The sequence below is a fragment of the Hymenobacter sp. 102 genome (assembly GCF_049949205.1).
Lineage (GTDB): Bacteria > Bacteroidota > Bacteroidia > Cytophagales > Hymenobacteraceae > Hymenobacter.
Genome location: NZ_CP188172.1, coordinates 2,300,556 through 2,318,593, shown reverse-complemented (window position 1 = coordinate 2,318,593; position 18,038 = coordinate 2,300,556). Strand labels below are relative to the sequence as shown.

Here is an 18,038-nt window from a genome sequence, read left to right as displayed (position 1 = left end):
CGTAGTATTTAGAAGTTATAGGTAAGACCCAGCGTAGAGTAGCTGCCCCGGCGGTAGCGCCCGAACGAGCCTTTCTCATTCGCCTCAATCTTGCTGTTGCGGTTGAAGTCGTAGAACTGCTGCACCGGCTGGTTGAGCAAATCCTGAATACCGGCCTTCAACTGCAGATGCTGCCCAATGCCCTTGGTTACCGACAAGTCAATCACGTTGCGCGGCATCTCAATCACGGAGTAGTTCAGCGTCTTGTCGCCGATGAAGTTGAAGCGCTGGCCGATGACGTTGTACTGGGCCGAAATCTGCAGCTTGGCCTCGTCATCCTGGTAAAAAGCACCCACGTTCACCACGTACGGCGACTGGCCCTGCAGCGGGCGGTTGGAGAGAGCAAAGCCCCGGTTCTCGTCCGTGTCGGCCAGGGTTACGCGGCTGTAGATAACCGAGGCGTTGGCCACCAGCGAGAGGCGCTGCAACACCGGGTTTTCTGACAACTCCACTAGGCCCTTGCGCACCTCCAGCTCGGCCCCCAGGTCGTAGGCCCGCTTGGCATTCTGGAACGTGCGGTACAGCTGGGTGCCGGTGGTGTTGAGCGTAATCTGCTCAATGGCATTGTTGAAGTACTTATAGAAGCCCCCGATGGAAATCAGCTCCGAGCGGGAAGGGTAAAACTCGTAACGCAGGTCACCGTTGTAAATCGTGGCCGTTTTCAGGGCCGGGTTACCCACAATAATGGAGTTGGTGGTGAAGTCGTAGTATTCGTAGGAAGCAATTTCCCGGAATTCGGGCCGGTTCACCGTTACGCTGCCCGCCAGGCGCAGCAAGGACCGCTCGTTGAAGTTGTAAGCCGCGTTGAAGGAAGGCATCGGAATGGTTTTGGCCTCCCGGTAATTCTCCACCGCGTTGGTCAGGCGGCGGCGGTTGTACTCCACGCGCACCCCACCCGATACGTTGAACTTATCCGAAATAGGCGCCACCAGACCCACGTAGCCGGCCACCAGTGTATTGGTGGCGTCGTAGCGGTCAGCGGGCTTGGTACCTTCATCCACGGTGAAGCCATTTACCGCGTCCAGGTTTTCAGGGGCAAAAATCTGGTCGATGGGCAGGCCAATCAAATCGGGGCGGTTAAAGCGCAGGCCCCGGATAAAGGAGAAGTAACGGTTTTCCAGGTTTCGCTCCCGCTGCTCAGCGTAGAAGCCGGCCCGCAGCTTAAACTGGTTGGCCCGGGTGGTGTCGCGGCCCGTGAAGCGGCGCTCCCACTGCCCGCTGCCCATGTAGGTATTCTCTTTGAGCGTGGAGAAGAAGCGGCTGGTTTCGGTAATGTTGCCCTCAGTAGGAATATTTACCGAGAAGGGCTGGTTGAACTCCGTGTTGCGCAAGTTCTGATAGCGGCTGTAATCGGGCTCATCCCGGAACACGTAGTTATAGCCCCCGGCCCAGGTAACGGTAGTGTGTTCGCCCGCGCCCAGGTTGTGCGAACCCTGCAGCTGCCCGGAGTAAATGGTGCGGCTCTGGTAGTGCAGGGCGTAATCGTCACGCTCTACCCCATCGGCATTGCTGCCCCGGCGGTGTACCACCTCGTCGGTGGCGTACTGGTTAAGGAAGTTGCGGAACTCAATCCGGTTCCGGTCATTGATGCGGGCCTGCCAGTTATGAATCAGGCCAATACGCGTGCTGGTCAGGGCGCGCTCATCGTCGTAGGTGTACTGAGCCCGGGGGAGTTGAGTCGTCTCGTCGCGCTCCACCAGGTAGCGGTTGCGCTCCACGTTGTACTGCTCCCGGGCGCTGGAGTACGACAGCGACGTAACGTTGCTCAGGTACAAAGAGCCGATTTCAAACTTGCGCGTCAGACCCAGGGAAGCCCGCAGGTCGGGCAGGGCCTGCGAAATTTTCGGCAGCCAGGCCGTACTACGGAAGGAACGGCTGATGGCCGTGAGCTGGTCGGGCGGAGTGGCGTTCTGGCCGCTACGCTTCACCAATCCCTCAGGCAGAGTGCTGGGGGCCTGCCGCTTGCTGTCGTCGAAGCCCAGCCAGTCGGTGCTGCTGCGGCTGGTGGTCATGTAGTCGTTGCGGAACGTGGTGCCGCTGCGGTACCACCCCGACACGGTGAAATTGGTGGTATTTTCCAGCACCGAGTTTTTGGTGAACACCTTTACGGCGCCCCCGCCCATCTCCCCGGGCAGTTCCGGCGAGCCGGATTTAAAAATCAGCACCCGGTCAATCACCGAGCTGGGCAGAATATCAAAGGAAAAAGAGCGGGTATCCACCTCGGCTGAGGGCGTCAGGGCATCGTTCAGCAGCACTGTGTTGTAGCGTTCCGCCAAGCCCCGGATAACGATGTAATTGTTGCTCTGCACGGTTACGCCCGGAATGCGCTTCACTACTTCAGCCGCGTCCCGGTCCAGCGATTTTACAATCTGGTCGTTACTCATCCCGCTGACCACAACCTCGCTTTTTTTGAGGTCCTGAATCATGGCTACCTCGGTACCGGTCTGCTTCTGACCGGTTACCACCACTTCCTTCAACGCCTGGGCATTTTCTTCCAAGGCCCCATTCAGAGTCGTCTTCTGGTCAGCCTGAATGCTGATGCCGGAGAACGTGAGCGGCTTGTAGCCGATGGACTGAATGGTAATATTGTAGGTGCCGGCGGCCAGTTTGAGGGCATAGGTGCCGTCTAGTTCCACAGGGGCAGCCTGGGTGGTGCCGGTTACCAATACGGTAGCACCAATGGCACCTTCGCCGGTTTTTTTATCCGTTACTTTCCCAACCAGAGTACCCTGCTGGGCCCACAATAAGTGGCTGATTGTCAGAAAAAACAGTAAGAGAAAAGAACGCCGCATACGGGGGTCGTAAAAAGGTTTCACAAAGCTAGACCGGCCCTGTTATGCTAATATTGCGGGCACGTTATGCTTGTGTTACCGCCCGGCTAAGCCGTTCACTGTCTGCGGGAAACCAGTACTTTTGCGCCCACTTTGCCCATATCTGCCCATGCTCCAGTCCATGACCGGCTACGGTATTGCCTCCCGCGAAACCGACCACTATGCCGCCACCGTCGAAATAAAGTCGCTCAATTCCAAAACGTTGGACCTGAGTTTGCGCCTGCCGCGCTTTCTGCAAGACCGGGAACTGGAAATCCGGAACCTCGTCACTAGGAGCCTGCAGCGGGGCAAGGTGAACCTGAACCTGGACTTCACGCGCCCGCGCGCAACGGGTGCGCAGGGTTCTATTGTCAACCAGGCCGCCGTTACGGCCGCCTGCCAGGAACTACTGCAAGTGAGCTTGGCCACCGGCCTGAGCCTAGAGCAGGTAACGGCTGTGGCCCACGCCCTGCCCGGAGCGTTACGCATCCCTACCGATGCCACCGCCGCCACTGAGGAAGAAGAAGAAACCCCCTGGGAAGAGTTGCTGCCGCTGCTCCAGCAGGCTCTGGACCGCGTCAACCAGTTCCGCCGCGACGAGGGCCAGGCCCTGACCGCTGAAATTCTGGGTTACGTGGACCGCATCCGGATTTTATTGGCGGAGGTAGAGAAACACGACCCCACTCGGATTGAGCAGGTCCGGCAGCGGCTGGAAAGTCATCTCGCCGATATTTCCGGCAACGAGAATTTCAACCCCATCCGCTTCGAGCAGGAGGTGCTGCACTACATTGAGAAGCTGGATATTGCCGAGGAAAAGGTACGGTTGGTCAACCATCTGCACTACTTCACCGAAACGGCCGGCTTGCCCGAACCCACCGGGAAGAAATTAGCGTTTATTTCGCAGGAAATAGGTCGGGAAATCAACACCATCGGGTCCAAAGCCAACGACTCTACCATCCAGCACCTGGTAGTAGGAATGAAGGAAGAACTCGAGAAAATCAAGGAACAAATCAATAACATACTGTAAGTGCCAGCTTGCACAACCCGACGGACTTTTCCGCGTAAATTGAACTTTGAGAGTACGTAGCATGATAGATTATTCCTAACATGATATTGCACTTTTAAAAGTTTGGCCTTTTTTGAGGATTAACAGGACTTAATTATAAAAGCCCTGTTTTCAAGCGAATTAGGCCACTGTCAGGAGTAGTTTGAATCGGCTATATACCAGCCATCAGATTATTTTTTTGTAAAATACTTGCAGCTTACGTTTTTGTGCGTAAATTGTGTTATCCAAACAGAGCAGCCTTCTGTTCTTTGGGTAGAAACCAGCCTTTTGAATCACCTCTTTTTTCAGTCTAGGATTATGAAAAAAGTCTTACTCTCCGCCCCCCTCATCTGCCTGATGCTGTTGCTGATGGCTGCCCGTCCCTTCGCTGAAGTTGAGATGGTGAAAAAGCGCGTACTGAGCGAGCGTGTGGAAATTCTGATTCCGAAAGGCTTCGAGGTAATGAGCGAGCAGCAGATGGACTTCAACTATGCGAAAGCCCAGAGCCGCCCCAGCGTTATCTACACCAACAACAAGGAAGCCAGCATTGCTTTCTCCTACACCGATAACACGGCCGATCAGGACATGATCGACATGTATTCGGACAACTTCTACAAGATCTACGCCAAGCAGTTCAAGGAAGCCAAGTGGTTTAACCACGGCGTGAAAGACGTGAACGGCCGCAAAGTAGGTTACATGGAACTGATGAAGCCTGAACTGGGCCACGAAGTATACCAGCTGATTTTCTTCACCGATGTGGAAGGCAAATTGCTGATGTGCACCTTCACCTGCGCCGACCGTCAGAAGCCGGAGTGGGAAAACGTAGCCAAGCAAATCATGGGCTCATTCAAAGCCAACAGCTAATTCCAGCGTAGCAAATTTTAAAAAAGGCCGGCTCTCCATCTGAGAGCCGGCCTTTTTCTTGTTCAATGCCATATCCGTCGAAATTTACAGTGAATAGTTAGGAATTGGTATCAGCGGATAGCGGCACCCTGTAGATTCAGGAAGTCTCGGAGGAGGTGAAACAGGTTGGGAAATGCGGTGAGGGGTAGCTGCCTGGGAAGGTCCTGCACATCGTGGTAGGCTGTGGTGCCGCCGCGGGTATAGAGGAAAAACGCGGGCACGCCGTACTCCGAGAAGTAGTAATGGTCGGAGTTGGCGGCGCGGCCCCGGGCGGTAAGGGAGGGCAGGTATTGCTGGGCGGTGTTCAGTTGCTGTAGCTGCTGAAACTGCTTTTCAAACACGCGCCCGTTAACTACGGTAGCTCCGTCGGAGCCGGTGCCCAGCAGATCTAGGTTGAGCAGGAAGCGGATGCGTGGCAGCGGTACCAATGGGTGCTCCGTGAAATACTTGGAACCGACCAACCCGGCTTCTTCCGCTCCAAAGCCGATAAATACCAAAGAACAGGCCGGGCGGTTTTCGGGGCGGGCATAATGAGCCGCCAGCTCCAATAGCATAGCGGTGCCGCTGGCGTTGTCGTTGGCCCCGGGAAAGTACGTGCGGCGACCCATCGTGCCCAAGTGGTCGTAATGAGCCGTTACTACCAGAAAGGAATCAGGCTGAATGCGGCCGGGCAAATACCCCACAATATTCTGGGTCTGGTACCGGGGTTGCAGCACTGCCTCCACGCGGGCCGCCACCAGCGCCACCGTGGGGCCGCTGGCCGTTGCGGAAATACTGCGCCACACAGAATCCCGCACCATCAGCCGCATCTGTAAAACCTGCTCCGCTGCCAGGGAGGCCGTGAGCTTGGGAACCAGCATCAGGCGCAGCGTGGCCGAATCCAGGTGCTGGCGAATGGGTAGGGGTAGGGCTGGCAGCCGGCGCGCATCGGCGGCGCGCAGCACATAGCCGCCATTGTGCCAGGGGTGGTGCAGCAACTGCTGCTGCGCGGCGGCATCGGTAAAGGCCAGGGTATCAAATTGCCAGATGGGTACGGCCGAAAACAGCCCGCCCACCTTCCCGCCGCCGGACTCCGGCGCGGCAATGAAATCGAGGCCGGGGCGCAACTGTTGCGAACTACCTAACACTGGGAAGCGCAGGATTCCGGAGCTTAGCGCCAGTTTAAGCTGGCCGGGAAAGGTATTTATGTCCAGCGGAAACGACTGGGTGTAGTTTGGGGCCAGTGGCTGCAGCCCCAACTCCTGGAACCGCTGCCGCAGGTACGCCGCTGCTTGCTGGTCGCCGCCGCGCACGTAGCCGCGGCCCTGGTAGGCGGGCGAGGCCAACGTGGCAATGGTGTGGCGGACCCGGGGCATATCCTGAGCCTGAGCCGGCGCCAGGATTGCGCTGGCCGCAGGCAGTAGCAGGCATCGGAGCCGGGAGAACAGGGGGCGGGACTGCTTCATTGCCAGAACCGACGGGTAAACCACATCAGCAGCAGGCCCAGTACCGCGCCCAGGGAGTCGCTGAGCAAATCGGACCACTCGCCGTGGCGGCCCAGATCCATACGCATCTGCAGTACTTCGATGAACGCGCCCATGAATACGGTGCCGAGCAGCACCACCATGAAGGCGTGCCGCCGCAGCCCCGGAAACCAGCGCTGCCGCCGGGCCGAGAAAATGGCCAAAACCGCCTGCACCCAGAACACAAACGCGTGGGCGGCCGTGTCGAAGGACAGCAGCTCCCAGTGCGGAGTGTCGGGCATGGATTGGGCCGGCGTGAGGGTGCTGAGCAATACAAACGCCGCCCACGCCAGCGGCAGGACCACAAGGGCCCGGCGGCGGGGCGGGGGCGGCGCAGTAGCAGGCAAGGCCGAAGCAGTGTGGGGCAGACTACGCGCCTACCAGCTCACCATAGGTTTCAGCCGACAGCAAAGCCTCCAGCTCGGCGGGGTTGCCGATGGACATTTTGATCATCCAGCCGTCGCCGTAGGGGTCAGAGTTTACCAGCTCAGGGCTGCCGTCGAGCTTGTCGTTGATTTCCAGTACGGTGCCGGAGATGGGGCTGAACAGGTCAGAAACGGTTTTAACAGCTTCTACGGTGCCGAAAACTTCGTTCTGAGTTACTTCTTTATCAAGCGTATCAATGTCCACGTACACGATGTCGCCGAGTTCCTTCTGGGCGTGGTCGGTGATGCCGATGAAGGCAACGTCGCCTTCCACGCGGATCCATTCGTGCTCTTTCGTGTACTTCAGGCTGGCGGGCAGATTCATGGGGTGCGGTACTTGATGGGTGTAAGTGAGGAAGCGGGAGCCCCGGGCTCCGAAGCCAAAAGTACGAGTTGCGGCGCAGTTTCCGAGGAAAGCGGCCGGGGAAGATTTGGGGCATCGTTACCGGGCCGGAACCGGCCGGGGCCACGCTGCCCACCACGCAAACGCCCACCCTCGGTAGGAGAGTGGGCGTTTAGTTGCAGACGGTAGTTGCCGCTTATTGCGAGAGACTATAGCGCAGCTGAATACCGCCCTCGGTGGCGGTGTTCTTGAAAGCATTCTGGGCTCGGGGCTCGGTAATGTTCTGGGTGAAGAAGAACTGCAGGTTCAGGCGCTGGTTGAGCACGTAGTCGATGGTGGGGCGCAGCTGAATCTGGCGGGTGCCGCTGGTAACCTGGCTGAACGCGCGGCCCTTGTCGCCGGTAGTGCCGGCAGTGGGGTCCACCGCGTCCTGAATGGACCGCTGCACGGCGTAGTTGTCGCTGATGCTCAGGTCGAGGCGGGCGGTGAGGTCGTTGCGCAGGATGCGCTGCTCCCCGCCCACGCGGAACGGCAGCTTAAAGCGGTTTGTGGAGAAGCCCATCCGAATCACAATGTCGGAGCGGCGCAGCTCGGTTACCTGGGCGTTGGTCGTATTCAGGCCAACGGTGCGGTCAATGCGGTACTCCACCCCACCCGAGAGCTTGCCGGTGGTCTGGAAGTTCAGGCCCAGCAGCGGAGCCAGCCGCTCGGCAATGCTCACCTGCCCCAGAATGAAATAGGGAATGTACTGATTGCTCTGGTTGGTCAGAGAGGAAAATGCACCCGCTTTCGGCTCCTGGGCATAGTTGGCCGAGGTAGTGTAGCCGGCAATATTGTACTGCGAGGTGTACACGTGGCTGAGGGTAAACGAGCGGAAATACTGCTGGATAAACGGCAGCTCCGAGAGGCCGTTGTACTGCACGTTCCAGTTAGGCACGGGCAATTGAGAGAACGGTTGGAACCCCTTGGCCTTATAGCCGCTGGAGGATTTGCCCCGGTACGCATCCAGGAAAGCCGGAATCAGCACATCTTGGGAGTTGTAGCCGTAGCGGCCGGTGGCGTTGTCTCCGCCCCGGGCTTCCTGCAGGCGCTGCTGCACAAACACCCGGTTGTCAATAAACCGGCCAAAAGCTTTGGAAACCTCTCCCCCGGCGCTGACATCCCCGAACAACGTCCGGACGGAAATGAACGAAGTGCTGAACGTACCGGAACCCAGCGCATTGCTGGGGTCGGGTCGGGTGTTGGGGGCCACCGGGAGCAACGTATTCTCATCCACCACATTCCGGTAGAACACCTCCCGGTTGCGCACCAGGTTGCGGCGGGCATCCAGCTGCACGATAAAGTCGCGGAAGGGCTCCAGGGTGGTGCGCAGCGTGAGGGCCTCGGTGAGCAGGGAGCTGAGCGGGGTATTCAGGTACTGGCTTTCCTGCGTGTACCAGCCGTTGCGGTAAGCCCGGTCAAACAGTCCATCCAGGTCATACTGCTTGCCCAGCAGGAAGGGTACCCCGGGGGCATCGAAGCCATTATCCAGCCCGAAGAAGCGGGTGCGGGGCAGGTAGCCGGGCAGCAGCGTGCCGTTGGAGCGGGCGTAAGTGAAGTTCAGGGAGCGGGCCGTCATCAAGGAGCGCAGAATCCCCTTCAGCAGGCGCAGCTGGGGCCCCTGGCTGGAGTCGGCGGCGGCCGTGGCCGGTGCCTGGCCCGGCTTGGCGCCGTCCTTCTCCCGCACCCGGGGCTGAGGTGGGGGCGCGTTGTTGATGATGTTGAGGAAGCGCACCTTATTGTAGAGCTTCACCAGGTCAATCTTGCCATTGGCACTCAGCTCCCCATTGTTCTGGATGGTGTTGCCCAGGTTTAGCTCCCGGGTCTGGGTGCTGTCTGGTGCTCCAGGGTATACCGGGGCGGTGAGGGCGGTGGAGGCCGCCTGCCAGGTATAGTTGGCCGCGTAGCGCACATCCGAGGACACCCAGTCCGTCAGCGGGAACTTATCCAGGGGCAGGCGGTAGGTAAGGGCCACCGTCTGGTTGAAGTTGGTGGTGCGGCCCCCGTTGCGGAACAGGTTGCGCTTAATCTGGTCCCGGTTGCGCTGGGCCTCATCGGAGCTGCCAATAGCTCGGCCCACGCCCTCATCCACCACGGCGCGGTTGTTGGCCGTGTAGTCCAGGGCCAGGGCCTTGGTCAGGTCCCAGCGCAGGTCATAGATACGGTTGAAGAAGAACGATTTCTGGAACACACCTGGAATGCCGGCCGTCACGGGTACCTGGCCGGGCTCCAGGGTGCGCTGCAGGAACCGCTCGTTGTAGCGGCGGTCCAGGTCAGCGCGGAAGGAGAAGCGCGAGGGCAGGGGCGTGAAGTTAACTTCCTTGAACATGGCCAGGTACGGCGAGTCGAAGGCTTTCACCTGGGCCAGCGGGGTGTAGTTTTTGGGCGTAGCCTGGTACACGTAGGCTAGGGCCCCGGTGTAGGTGCGGGTGTAGTCCCGGTCGGTGCGGATATCGGTGTGCAGGCGCTCCGTAAGCGAGTAGCTCAGGGCGAAGTTCTCGATATCGTAGGGGCGCACTTTCTTCTCGGGGTTGGTGCGCTCCTTGCGCACGTTCAGCAGGGAAATGCTGCGCTGGCTAGTCTGGTCCACCACTTCTTTGCGGTAAGCAGCCCGCTCCTGCCCCGACTTAAACTTGTCCAGCGACTGGTCAAGCTTGGTGTCGGGGTCCAGCGGGTCGTACTTGGGGGCGCGGGTTTCGATGCCGGCCTGGAGCAGCACTGGGATGCGCAGGCCCAGCTTTTCGGGCAGAAACTTCTCGGCGGCCACGGTAGCATTCACGTCGCCCCGGCTGATGTTGTCGGTGGAGCGTTGCTGGGCCCGGTCCTGGAGGCCGCCAAAACCGGTGCTGATGAAGCTGCCCGTGGCCGTAATGTTGGCTACATCAGCCAGCTTGGCGTTGAAGCGGGCGGTAGCGGCCCAGCCGCTTTCGGTATCAAAGTCGAGCACCCGCAGCTCATCGGCCCAGATGGTAACCGACTTGTTCTGGCCGTCGTCGCGGGGGTTGAGCACGCCAATCATGGCGCCCTGCACGGCCGAAAGGTCGGGGTTGCCCACCACCGTAATGGTCGAGCCGTCGGGCAGCATTACCACGAAGGGCTTGGTGTAGTCGATGCTGGAAGCGGCCTGCCGGTTGCGGGCGGCTTTGGCATCAATAAAGGCCTGGAAAGGCAAATCGATGCGGTTTTCCACGGGCCATACCTCATCCACCAGCCGCTGGCCGGGCTGGGTAATTACCAGGGGCTTGCTGTACTCGTAGTAGTTCTGAATGTAATCGGTGCCCAGGCGCACAAAGCCGCGCACCTGGCCGGTACGGCCCTCACGCACGGTCCGGTCTTCGGATTCGGCGTGCAGGAACATGCGCAGCTTCTTGTAGCGCAGCATGTTCAGGCTCACGTTCTTGTAGGCGGCCTTGGCAAACCCGTCGCGCAGGCCTTCCACCACCAGGCGCAGGCTCTGCTCGTTCTGCTGGCGGTTTACGGTGCTGGAGCCGTACTCCCGGTCGCGGCGGATGTTGGGGGGCAGTACGTACGGAATTACATCCGAGCCTTTGTTGGAAACGCCGTTTTCCTCAATGCTTACGGTGGAAATACTGAAGCCGTCGGCGTCGGTATCGGGGTTGGAGATAATCTGGCTGGGCTCGGCAATCTTGTTGAGGTAGCGGCGCCACTGGTTGGCCACAAACTGAGGCTGCACCATGCGCAGCACCACCGGCTGCTGCCAGCGCGTGAGGTACATGCGCAGGAACCGGATGGACTTGAAGCCGAACTCCTGGTTGCCATTGCCCTGAATGCCCGTGTACTGGCGCACCGGCACCCGGAACTGGTACCACGTTACGGGCTCGTTGTTGGTATCGTTGTTGGTGGTGACAATCTTATCCACAATGTAGTTCTGCCCCACATCCAGCTGGCCGGGGCGCAGCTGCAGGCGGTACTCATAGTACCGCTCCGTGTCGTTGAGCACGTTGTCCCGGTTCAGGTCCTCCTTGTCGGGGAAGGCGGTGGAGCTGAGCTGGCTGCCTTCGGGCGAGTTGCCCTCCATGCCGTTGTAGTTCTTGTAGCGGGCCAGCACTTTGGCGTCCTGCTGGTCGTAACTGGGGTCGAGGTGGTGGCGAAAGTTGTCGGCCGCCGGGTCGGGCACGGTCTGGTAAGCCGGGCTGATGCCATTCAGCTGCTGCTCCTCGCCGTCGTTGAAACCATCGAGGCCCACATCCTGCCGGGCCCGGGCCCCGGGGGCGGCGCTGAAGGCATCCGTGAGGAACTGCTGGCGGGTGGCGCGGCCCCACAGTGTTTCCACGGTTTCGGTGGGCAGGTTAGCCGCGTCGGCGGGCAGGCCGTTCTCGAACTCGTAGCGGTTATCATCCTTCAGCACATCCTCCGACACCGAGCCCAGGTTGATGTACAGGTCGCCGCCGGTGGTGTTGTTGCTGTTGTGGCCGTCGGAGTCCACCACCCGGCCGTTGTCGCCAGTCAGGAAGGGGTCCATCATCCAGAACTCCAGAAACTCCACGTTGGCGTTGTCGAAGTCCGTATCGAAGGTGATTTCGCGGGCAATACCGCCGTGGCGGGCCAGCTTATCGGCCACGGAGTTGTTGGCGAAGAAGGTGGGGTTGGTGGGGTCGAACTGGCGCGTGTAGTTGTACTGCCCGCGCTGGTCGGGGAAGTAGGCCAGGTCCAGGGTCGTCTCGAAGGAGTTGCCAGTGGTGCCCACGTCCCGGTTCGGGAATACCTCCGTACGCTTGATGCCCCGGATGTAGTGGTTTTTCAGGTCGCCCACGCCAATGTTGCGGGGCTTGCTCTGGCCATTGGTGTAGTAGGTCTGGTCGATGGTGTACCAGGCCAGCTTGGCGCGGTTGTACGCCACTTCCAGCCCTTGAGCCGAGTTCAGCAGCGGGGCCGGCGTGGCCCCCAGCCGCCAGACGGTAGCCGAGTTGATGCCGCCCAGGGTGTAAGGTGTGCGGGCGTTTTCGAAGTCGTCGAGGTAAGACACGCCGTTTTCGCCCCCACTGTCGCCGCTGCCCAGGCGGCTCTGGCCCGGCAGCAATTGGGCAAACTCCCCGCTGAAGGCCACCGTCGAAATTTCCTTGGTGCTCACGAAGGGCAGCGCGTCCAGGTACTTGGTCAGGGCCCGGGACTCCCGGCGCATGTTCACGTCGAAGCCGTAAATGGTGTTGTTGCCCGGCTCGTCGCCGATGTTCACGCGGTTGATGCCGGGAGCCTGGTTTTCGCGCAGGTGCAGCACCGTCGCGCCAAAGTTGATGTCCGGCGAGAGGCGGTAGTCGAAGCGGGCGCCCAGCAGCTTGCGGGGCTGCACCTGCACCAACGCGTTTTTCTCAAACTCCACCCGGAGCTCGTTGGCCGAGTTCAGGTAAGCCGGGTTCAGGATTTTTACCTTAGCCTGGTCGTAAAATACCTGGTAATCGGTGCCTTCCTGCAGCAGGGTGCTACCCGCAAATACCCGCACCGAGCCCTCGGCCACGCCAATGCCGGGCAGGTTAATTTCGTCGGTGGAGGTGGCCTGGTACCGCCCGCGCAGGAAGAACTTGTCCTTTTCCTGGCGCTGCTGGGCGTCGCTCTGTACCTGGTTGTACAGCTCCCGGTACACGTACTTACGCGCCAGCTCCTGCTCCTGGGGAGAGGCCAGCGTATCAAACTGCGCCGCCAGGTAGGAGCCGAAGGGCTGCACTTCCGGGAAAATAATGCGGCCAAACTCGGTATCCACCGTCACGCCGGGGAAAAAGTCGAAGTTGCCGTCGGGGTTCCGGTCGTTGTTGGGGTTTACATTGTCGAGGTTGAGCACCTCCACCAGCGGCCGGTTGGCAATGCGCTGTCCTTCCTTCAGCGAAATCAAATCCACGCCCGTTACGTCATCTTTATAGATGAGCTGGAGCTGGAAATTGTCCCGGTTGAGCTGGTTGGCGTTCAGGGAATAGATGTTTTTCATCATCAAATCCCAGGTCGGCAGGTTGCGCGTGAGCAGGTTGTTATTCTGCGGATTCTGCGTGGGGTCAGCCAGGCCCACGCCGGGGTTGGTGGCCTTCAGCATCTTCAGGAAGATGACCTCGTCCGGGCCCACGTCGGTGTAATCGTTCTGAATTTCTCCGACGGAGTACGTCTTGTTGTTGTAGATGTACTGGTACGAAACGCCCAGCACCTGCTCGGGCAGCAGCTGGGTGTTCAGGGAGAGGTAGCCCAGCTGGGCATTGTAGGTGTACTCGCGCGGGTCGAGCTTGCGGGCCCGCACGTGCTCAAAGTCCACGTTTTTCTGCAGGCCCAGACTGTTCAGCGCACCATCAACATCCTGATTACTCCGGAACCGGGGCACGTTCCGAATATCACTCAGCAAGGAGTTGGCCGGGTTATCGGCCAGGGCATTAGGGCCGTTGGGACGCTGGAACCGGCGCCGGTACAGGCGGCGGGGCTCGGCTATGTCCATCAGCGTAATCACGTTACGCAGGTTGTCGCTCTGGCGGTTGTCGTTGGTGACCCATACTTCCAGGTGGGTGATTTCCACCCCGCTCTGAATGGTGGGCAAGTTGCGCAACGCGGCATCATACCGGTCCCGGAAGGTCTGGTTCAGGAAGAAGTGCCGGTCCCGCTCGTACTGGCTGGCCTTGATTTCAAACTGCCGGGCCTGGCCCCCGTTCTGAATGCGCACAGCATCGGCCTGGCCGCGCAGGGTGCTGGCAATGGCCGTTACGCCCAGCCGCCCAAACTGCAGCTGGGTTTTCACGCCAAACAGGTTCTGCCCGCCCTGAATCAGGGAATTGTTCAGCGGCAACGACACGTTACCCAGCTCTATCTTGCGGATGATATCGGTATCGAAGCCCGTGTAATCGAGCTTCATGTTGTTCTCGAAATCAAAGGCCGCCCGGGTGTCGTAGTTGAAGGTCAGCTTGAGCTTTTCGCCAATCTGCCCGGCCAGGTTCAGGTTTAGGTTCTGGTCGTACTGGAAGTCGCCCACCCGTTGCTGGCGGAGCGTGAGCGTCGGGTTTTCGTTGCGGTTGCCCCGGTAGCCCATGCGCAGCGTCACGGTACCCTGGGGCCGGATGTCTACGTAGCTGCCCCCAAAAATCCGGTCGGCCATGGGCCCCAGGTATATTTTGGGGATGAGGCGGCGGTTCTCGGGCTGATCGGGGCTGCCGGCCACGCCCCCGTTGGAGCGCTGGCGGAAGTAGTTGCGCACGGCCTGCTGCTGCTGCCAGCGCGAGTACTCCTCAAACGTCATGCGGCTGGGGTCCCGGAAGTCCAGCTCGGAGCCCAGCCGCTCACGCACATCAAAGTTCTGCAGACTATCGTCGGGCTGCACGTCCAGCTGCACGTTGGAGGGCAGCGGCAGCACCAGCGGGGAGCGGCGGCGCTGCGGCGAAAACGGGGTGCCCACCCGGTCGGCGGGGGCTACCCGGGGACGGGTGCTGGGCCGGTAGCGGGTGGTATCGGTGCGGGGTGTATCGGGCAGAAAACCCAACGAAAGGCGGGCCGCCCGCGTAGAACCGGGGAGCCAATCGGACCAGAGCTGCCGCATGGCAAACGGTGCCGCCGCCCCGCCCAACGGCCGGGCCTGGGACCACCACGCTACCAACGACACAACAGCCACCACTGAGGCGGCTAGGGACTTCTTACCGGTATTCAAGCGTCAATAAGCGAAGGGCGAAAGGAGAAGAGTGCGTTTTTCGTTTTTCGTTGCTCGTTGGTTGTTTTCGCTACGCCACATTTTGCATGGCAAGCCAGGCAGCTTTCGGTAAAAAGCGGCCAAAAACAAGCAACAAAAAACCAAAAACGAATCTGGCCTAATGCGACTTAAGAGCGAATTTAATCAATTCCTCCACGCTCAGGTCGTTACCGTGCTTGTGCTGAATCTGGTCGAGGGTCTTCTCGGCCGATGCCCGCGCGAAGCCCAGCGTTACCAAGGCTGCTAACGCTTCGGTGCGGCTGGTATTGTGCGCCCGGGCCAGTGGCACAGTATCAATGCCGGCTTTGGCCAGCAGCTCATCCTTGCGGAGCTTGTCTTTCAGCTCCAGCACCACCCGCTGGGCGGTTTTCGGCCCCACGCCCTTGATGGCCTGAATGGAGCGTACGTCCTCGTTCACAATGGCCTGGCGAATCTCGCCCACCGACATCGACGACACCATTACGATGCCCGTGCCCGGCCCAATGCCCGACACCGAAATCAGCTGCAGAAACAGGGCTTTCTCGTTGGGGTCCAGGAAGCCATAAAGCGTCTGCCCGTCTTCCTTCACGTGCTGATACGTGTAGAGCTTGGCCTTTTCGCCCTCGGCGGGCAGCTTGGAGTAGGTGGCCAGCGAAATCCGGATTTCGTAACCGAGGCCGTTTACGTCCAGAATGGCTTGGGTAGGGTCTTTATAAGCGAGTTTACCGTCGACGTAGGCAATCATGCACGGGTGGTGAAGTGAGGAGTTGTCAGAACCAGCAAAACAGCAGCCGGGCCCGTTTTGTGCCAACTGGGTTAGTGGTTCTAATAAAATTAGTGTAGTGCGTGGGTGGGTGCGCCAGGCAAGTTGCGCCGAATTCGGCCGGAATCAAAGTATTGCCGATTGTTGGTCGGTTATAGCAACGCCAGAGCCACTTGTAAGTAACTCTGGCGTTGAGAATTTCTGACCTAGTGGTTGGTTTACAGCCCTTTACCGTCGGGCTGCTGGGCGTCCACCACGGCAATGGCGGCCATGTTCACAATTTCGCGCACCGAGGCCCCCAGCTGCAGAATGTGCACTGGCTTGCGCATACCCATCAGAATGGGCCCGATTACCTCGGCCCCGCCAATTTCCTGAATCACTTTGTAGGCAATGTTGCCGCTAATCACGTTCGGGAAGATGAGGGTGTTGGCCCCGCCGTGGGCGGCCAGCTCCGAGAAGGGGTACTGCTCACGCAGCAAATCGGGGTTGAGGGCGGTGTTGGCCTGCATTTCCCCGTCCAGAATCAGCTCGGGGAAGCGGGCTTTGGCCAGCTCGGTGGCGCGGCGGGCCTTGTCGGGCAGCTCGCCGGGGTTGGAGCCGAAGTTGGAGTAGCTGATAACGGCCACCTTGGGCTCAGCGTCAAAGAACTTTACCGCCCGGGCCGTGAGGCCGATAATGTCCACCATTTCCTCGGCCGAGGGGTCGATGTTCACGGTGGTATCGGCGAAGAAGAACGGGCCCTTCTTGTGCTGGATGATGTACATAGAGGCCACGCGCTTCACGCCCTCGGCCACGCCAATGGCCTGCAAGGAGGGCACAATGCTTTTGCCGTAGTCTTTGCTCAGACCGGTAATGAAAGCATCCGCCTCCCCGGTTTCCAGCATCATCGAGCCGAAATAGTTCCGTTCCCGGAGCAAGCGGCGGCCTTCGTAGAGCGTAATGCCCCGGCGCTGCCGCTTCTCGTACAGCTTCTGAGCGTACTCCTCGCGCTTGGCCTCCTCGTGCAGAATGTCAATAATCTGGCAGCCTTCCAGGTCCATGGAGTTTTCCTGGGCAATGCGGGCAATTTTGGCGCGGTTACCGAGTAGGATGGGCTGGGCAATGCCCTCGTCGTGCAGAATCTGGGCGGCTTTGAGGATTTTGTAGGTGTCGCCCTCGGCAAATACTACGCGCTTGGGGTTGCTGCGGGCGGCCTGCGTAATGCGGTTCATCAGCTTCTGGTTCACGCCCAGACGGGCGCGCAGCTCATCCTCATAAGCAAACCAGTCGTCGATGTGGATGCGGGCCACGCCGCTTTCCATGGCGGCTTTGGCCACGGCGGGGCTCACAGCCGTAATCAGGCGTGGGTCCAGGGGCTTCGGAATCAGGTAAGTGCGGCCGAAGCTCAGGGTGTTGTCGCCGTAGGCTTTGTTCACCATATCCGGCACGGCTTCCTTGGCCAGTTCCGAGAGGGCCCGCACGGCCGCCAGCTTCATGGCTTCGTTAATTTCCGTAGCCCGCACGTCCAGCGCCCCCCGGAAAATGTAGGGGAAGCCCAGCACGTTATTCACCTGGTTGGGGTGGTCGGAGCGGCCGGTAGCCATAATAATGTCGGGCCGGGTAGCCATAGCCACCTCGTAAGCAATTTCCGGGTCGGGGTTGGCCAGGGCAAACACAATGGGGTCGGGGGCCATCTTCAGCAGCAGCTCGGCCGGCAGCACATTGGCCGCCGAGAGGCCCAGGAATACGTCAGCACCTTCCAGCGCCTCGGCCATCGTGCTGAGGGCGCGGGTAGTGGCGAAGTGCATCTGCAGTTCGGCCAGGTCGGTGCGCTGGGGCGTGATGAGTCCGTCCTTATCAAACACCACCACGTTTTCCACCTTCAGGCCCAGGGCCAGGTACAACCGCAGGCAGCTGATGGCCGCGGCACCCGCGCCGCTTACCACCATCTTGATTTCTTCAATCTTCTTGCCCACCAGCTCCAGGCCGTTGAGCAGCGCCGCCGACGAAATGATGGCCGTGCCGTGCTGGTCATCGTGCATCAGCGGAATGTTCATCTGCTCGCGCAGGGCCGTTTCGATGCGGAAGCACTCGGGGGCTTTGATGTCCTCCAGGTTGATGCCGCCGAACGTGGGCTCCAGGCTTTTCACGATGCGGATGAACTCGTCGGGGTCGGTGGCGTCAATTTCAATATCGAAGCAGTCGATACCGGCGAATTTCTTGAACAGTACGCCCTTGCCTTCCATCACGGGCTTGGAGGCGTCGGGGCCGATGTTGCCCAGGCCCAGCACGGCCGTACCGTTGCTGATAACGCCCACCAGGTTGCCCTTGGCGGTGTATTTGTACACGTCTTCCTGGTTGGCGGCAATGGCTTTGCAGGGCTCGGCCACGCCCGGCGAGTAGGCCAGGGCCAGGTCCAGCTGGGTGCTGACGGGCTTGGTGGGTACCACTTCAATTTTGCCGGCAGGGCTTTGCGAGTGGTAGTTGAGGGCGTCCTGTTTATTGATTTTCAGCATACGCAGAGGTGGGTGGGCTTCCCGAA

General features: G+C 59.9%; 9 protein-coding genes. 2 read left to right on the top strand and 7 right to left on the bottom strand.

The annotated features are described in order from the left end of the window. Window positions 1–8 precede the first annotated feature (8 nt). The gene (locus tag ACN19L_RS09965; RefSeq protein WP_426493333.1) at window positions 9–2,831 is read right to left on the bottom strand and encodes a TonB-dependent receptor domain-containing protein; all 2,823 of its coding nucleotides are present in this window, start codon (window positions 2,829–2,831) and stop codon (window positions 9–11) included. Window positions 2,832–2,979: 148 nt separating this feature from the next. Between ACN19L_RS09965 and ACN19L_RS09960 the strand changes: the two genes are divergently transcribed. Further along, the gene (locus ACN19L_RS09960; RefSeq protein ID WP_426493332.1) at window positions 2,980–3,876 is read left to right on the top strand and encodes a YicC/YloC family endoribonuclease; all 897 of its coding nucleotides are present in this window, start codon (window positions 2,980–2,982) and stop codon (window positions 3,874–3,876) included. 336 nt (window positions 3,877–4,212) lie between these two features. After that, window positions 4,213–4,758: a hypothetical protein gene (locus tag ACN19L_RS09955; protein WP_426493331.1), complete on the top strand. Its 546-nt coding sequence runs from the start codon at window positions 4,213–4,215 to the stop codon at window positions 4,756–4,758. A 110-nt stretch (window positions 4,759–4,868) separates the two neighbouring features. On the opposite strand, the gene ACN19L_RS09950 is transcribed toward ACN19L_RS09955, so the two are convergent. The 6 genes from ACN19L_RS09950 to ACN19L_RS09925 form a co-directional block, all read right to left on the bottom strand. Next, window positions 4,869–6,242 (bottom strand): M28 family peptidase, encoded by a 1,374-nt coding sequence (locus ACN19L_RS09950; RefSeq protein ID WP_426493330.1) that lies wholly within the window; start codon window positions 6,240–6,242, stop codon window positions 4,869–4,871. Further along, window positions 6,239–6,646 carry a VanZ family protein gene (locus ACN19L_RS09945; RefSeq protein ID WP_426493329.1) on the bottom strand — a complete coding sequence of 136 codons (408 nt, stop codon included), beginning with the start codon at window positions 6,644–6,646 and terminating at the stop codon, window positions 6,239–6,241. The genes ACN19L_RS09950 and ACN19L_RS09945 overlap by 4 nt, the downstream gene beginning before the upstream one ends. Window positions 6,647–6,668: 22 nt before the next feature. Then, window positions 6,669–7,049: a glycine cleavage system protein GcvH gene (gene gcvH, locus ACN19L_RS09940; RefSeq protein WP_426493328.1), complete on the bottom strand. Its 381-nt coding sequence runs from the start codon at window positions 7,047–7,049 to the stop codon at window positions 6,669–6,671. 214 nt (window positions 7,050–7,263) lie between these two features. Then, window positions 7,264–14,736 carry a cell surface protein SprA gene (gene sprA / locus ACN19L_RS09935; protein ID WP_426493327.1) on the bottom strand — a complete coding sequence of 2,491 codons (7,473 nt, stop codon included), beginning with the start codon at window positions 14,734–14,736 and terminating at the stop codon, window positions 7,264–7,266. Window positions 14,737–14,893: 157 nt separating this feature from the next. Continuing rightward, window positions 14,894–15,499 carry a Holliday junction branch migration protein RuvA gene (gene ruvA / locus ACN19L_RS09930; protein WP_426493326.1) on the bottom strand — a complete coding sequence of 202 codons (606 nt, stop codon included), beginning with the start codon at window positions 15,497–15,499 and terminating at the stop codon, window positions 14,894–14,896. Between the two features lie 236 nt (window positions 15,500–15,735). Next, window positions 15,736–18,012 carry an NADP-dependent malic enzyme gene (locus ACN19L_RS09925; RefSeq protein WP_426493325.1) on the bottom strand — a complete coding sequence of 759 codons (2,277 nt, stop codon included), beginning with the start codon at window positions 18,010–18,012 and terminating at the stop codon, window positions 15,736–15,738. Window positions 18,013–18,038: the final 26 nt, after the last annotated feature.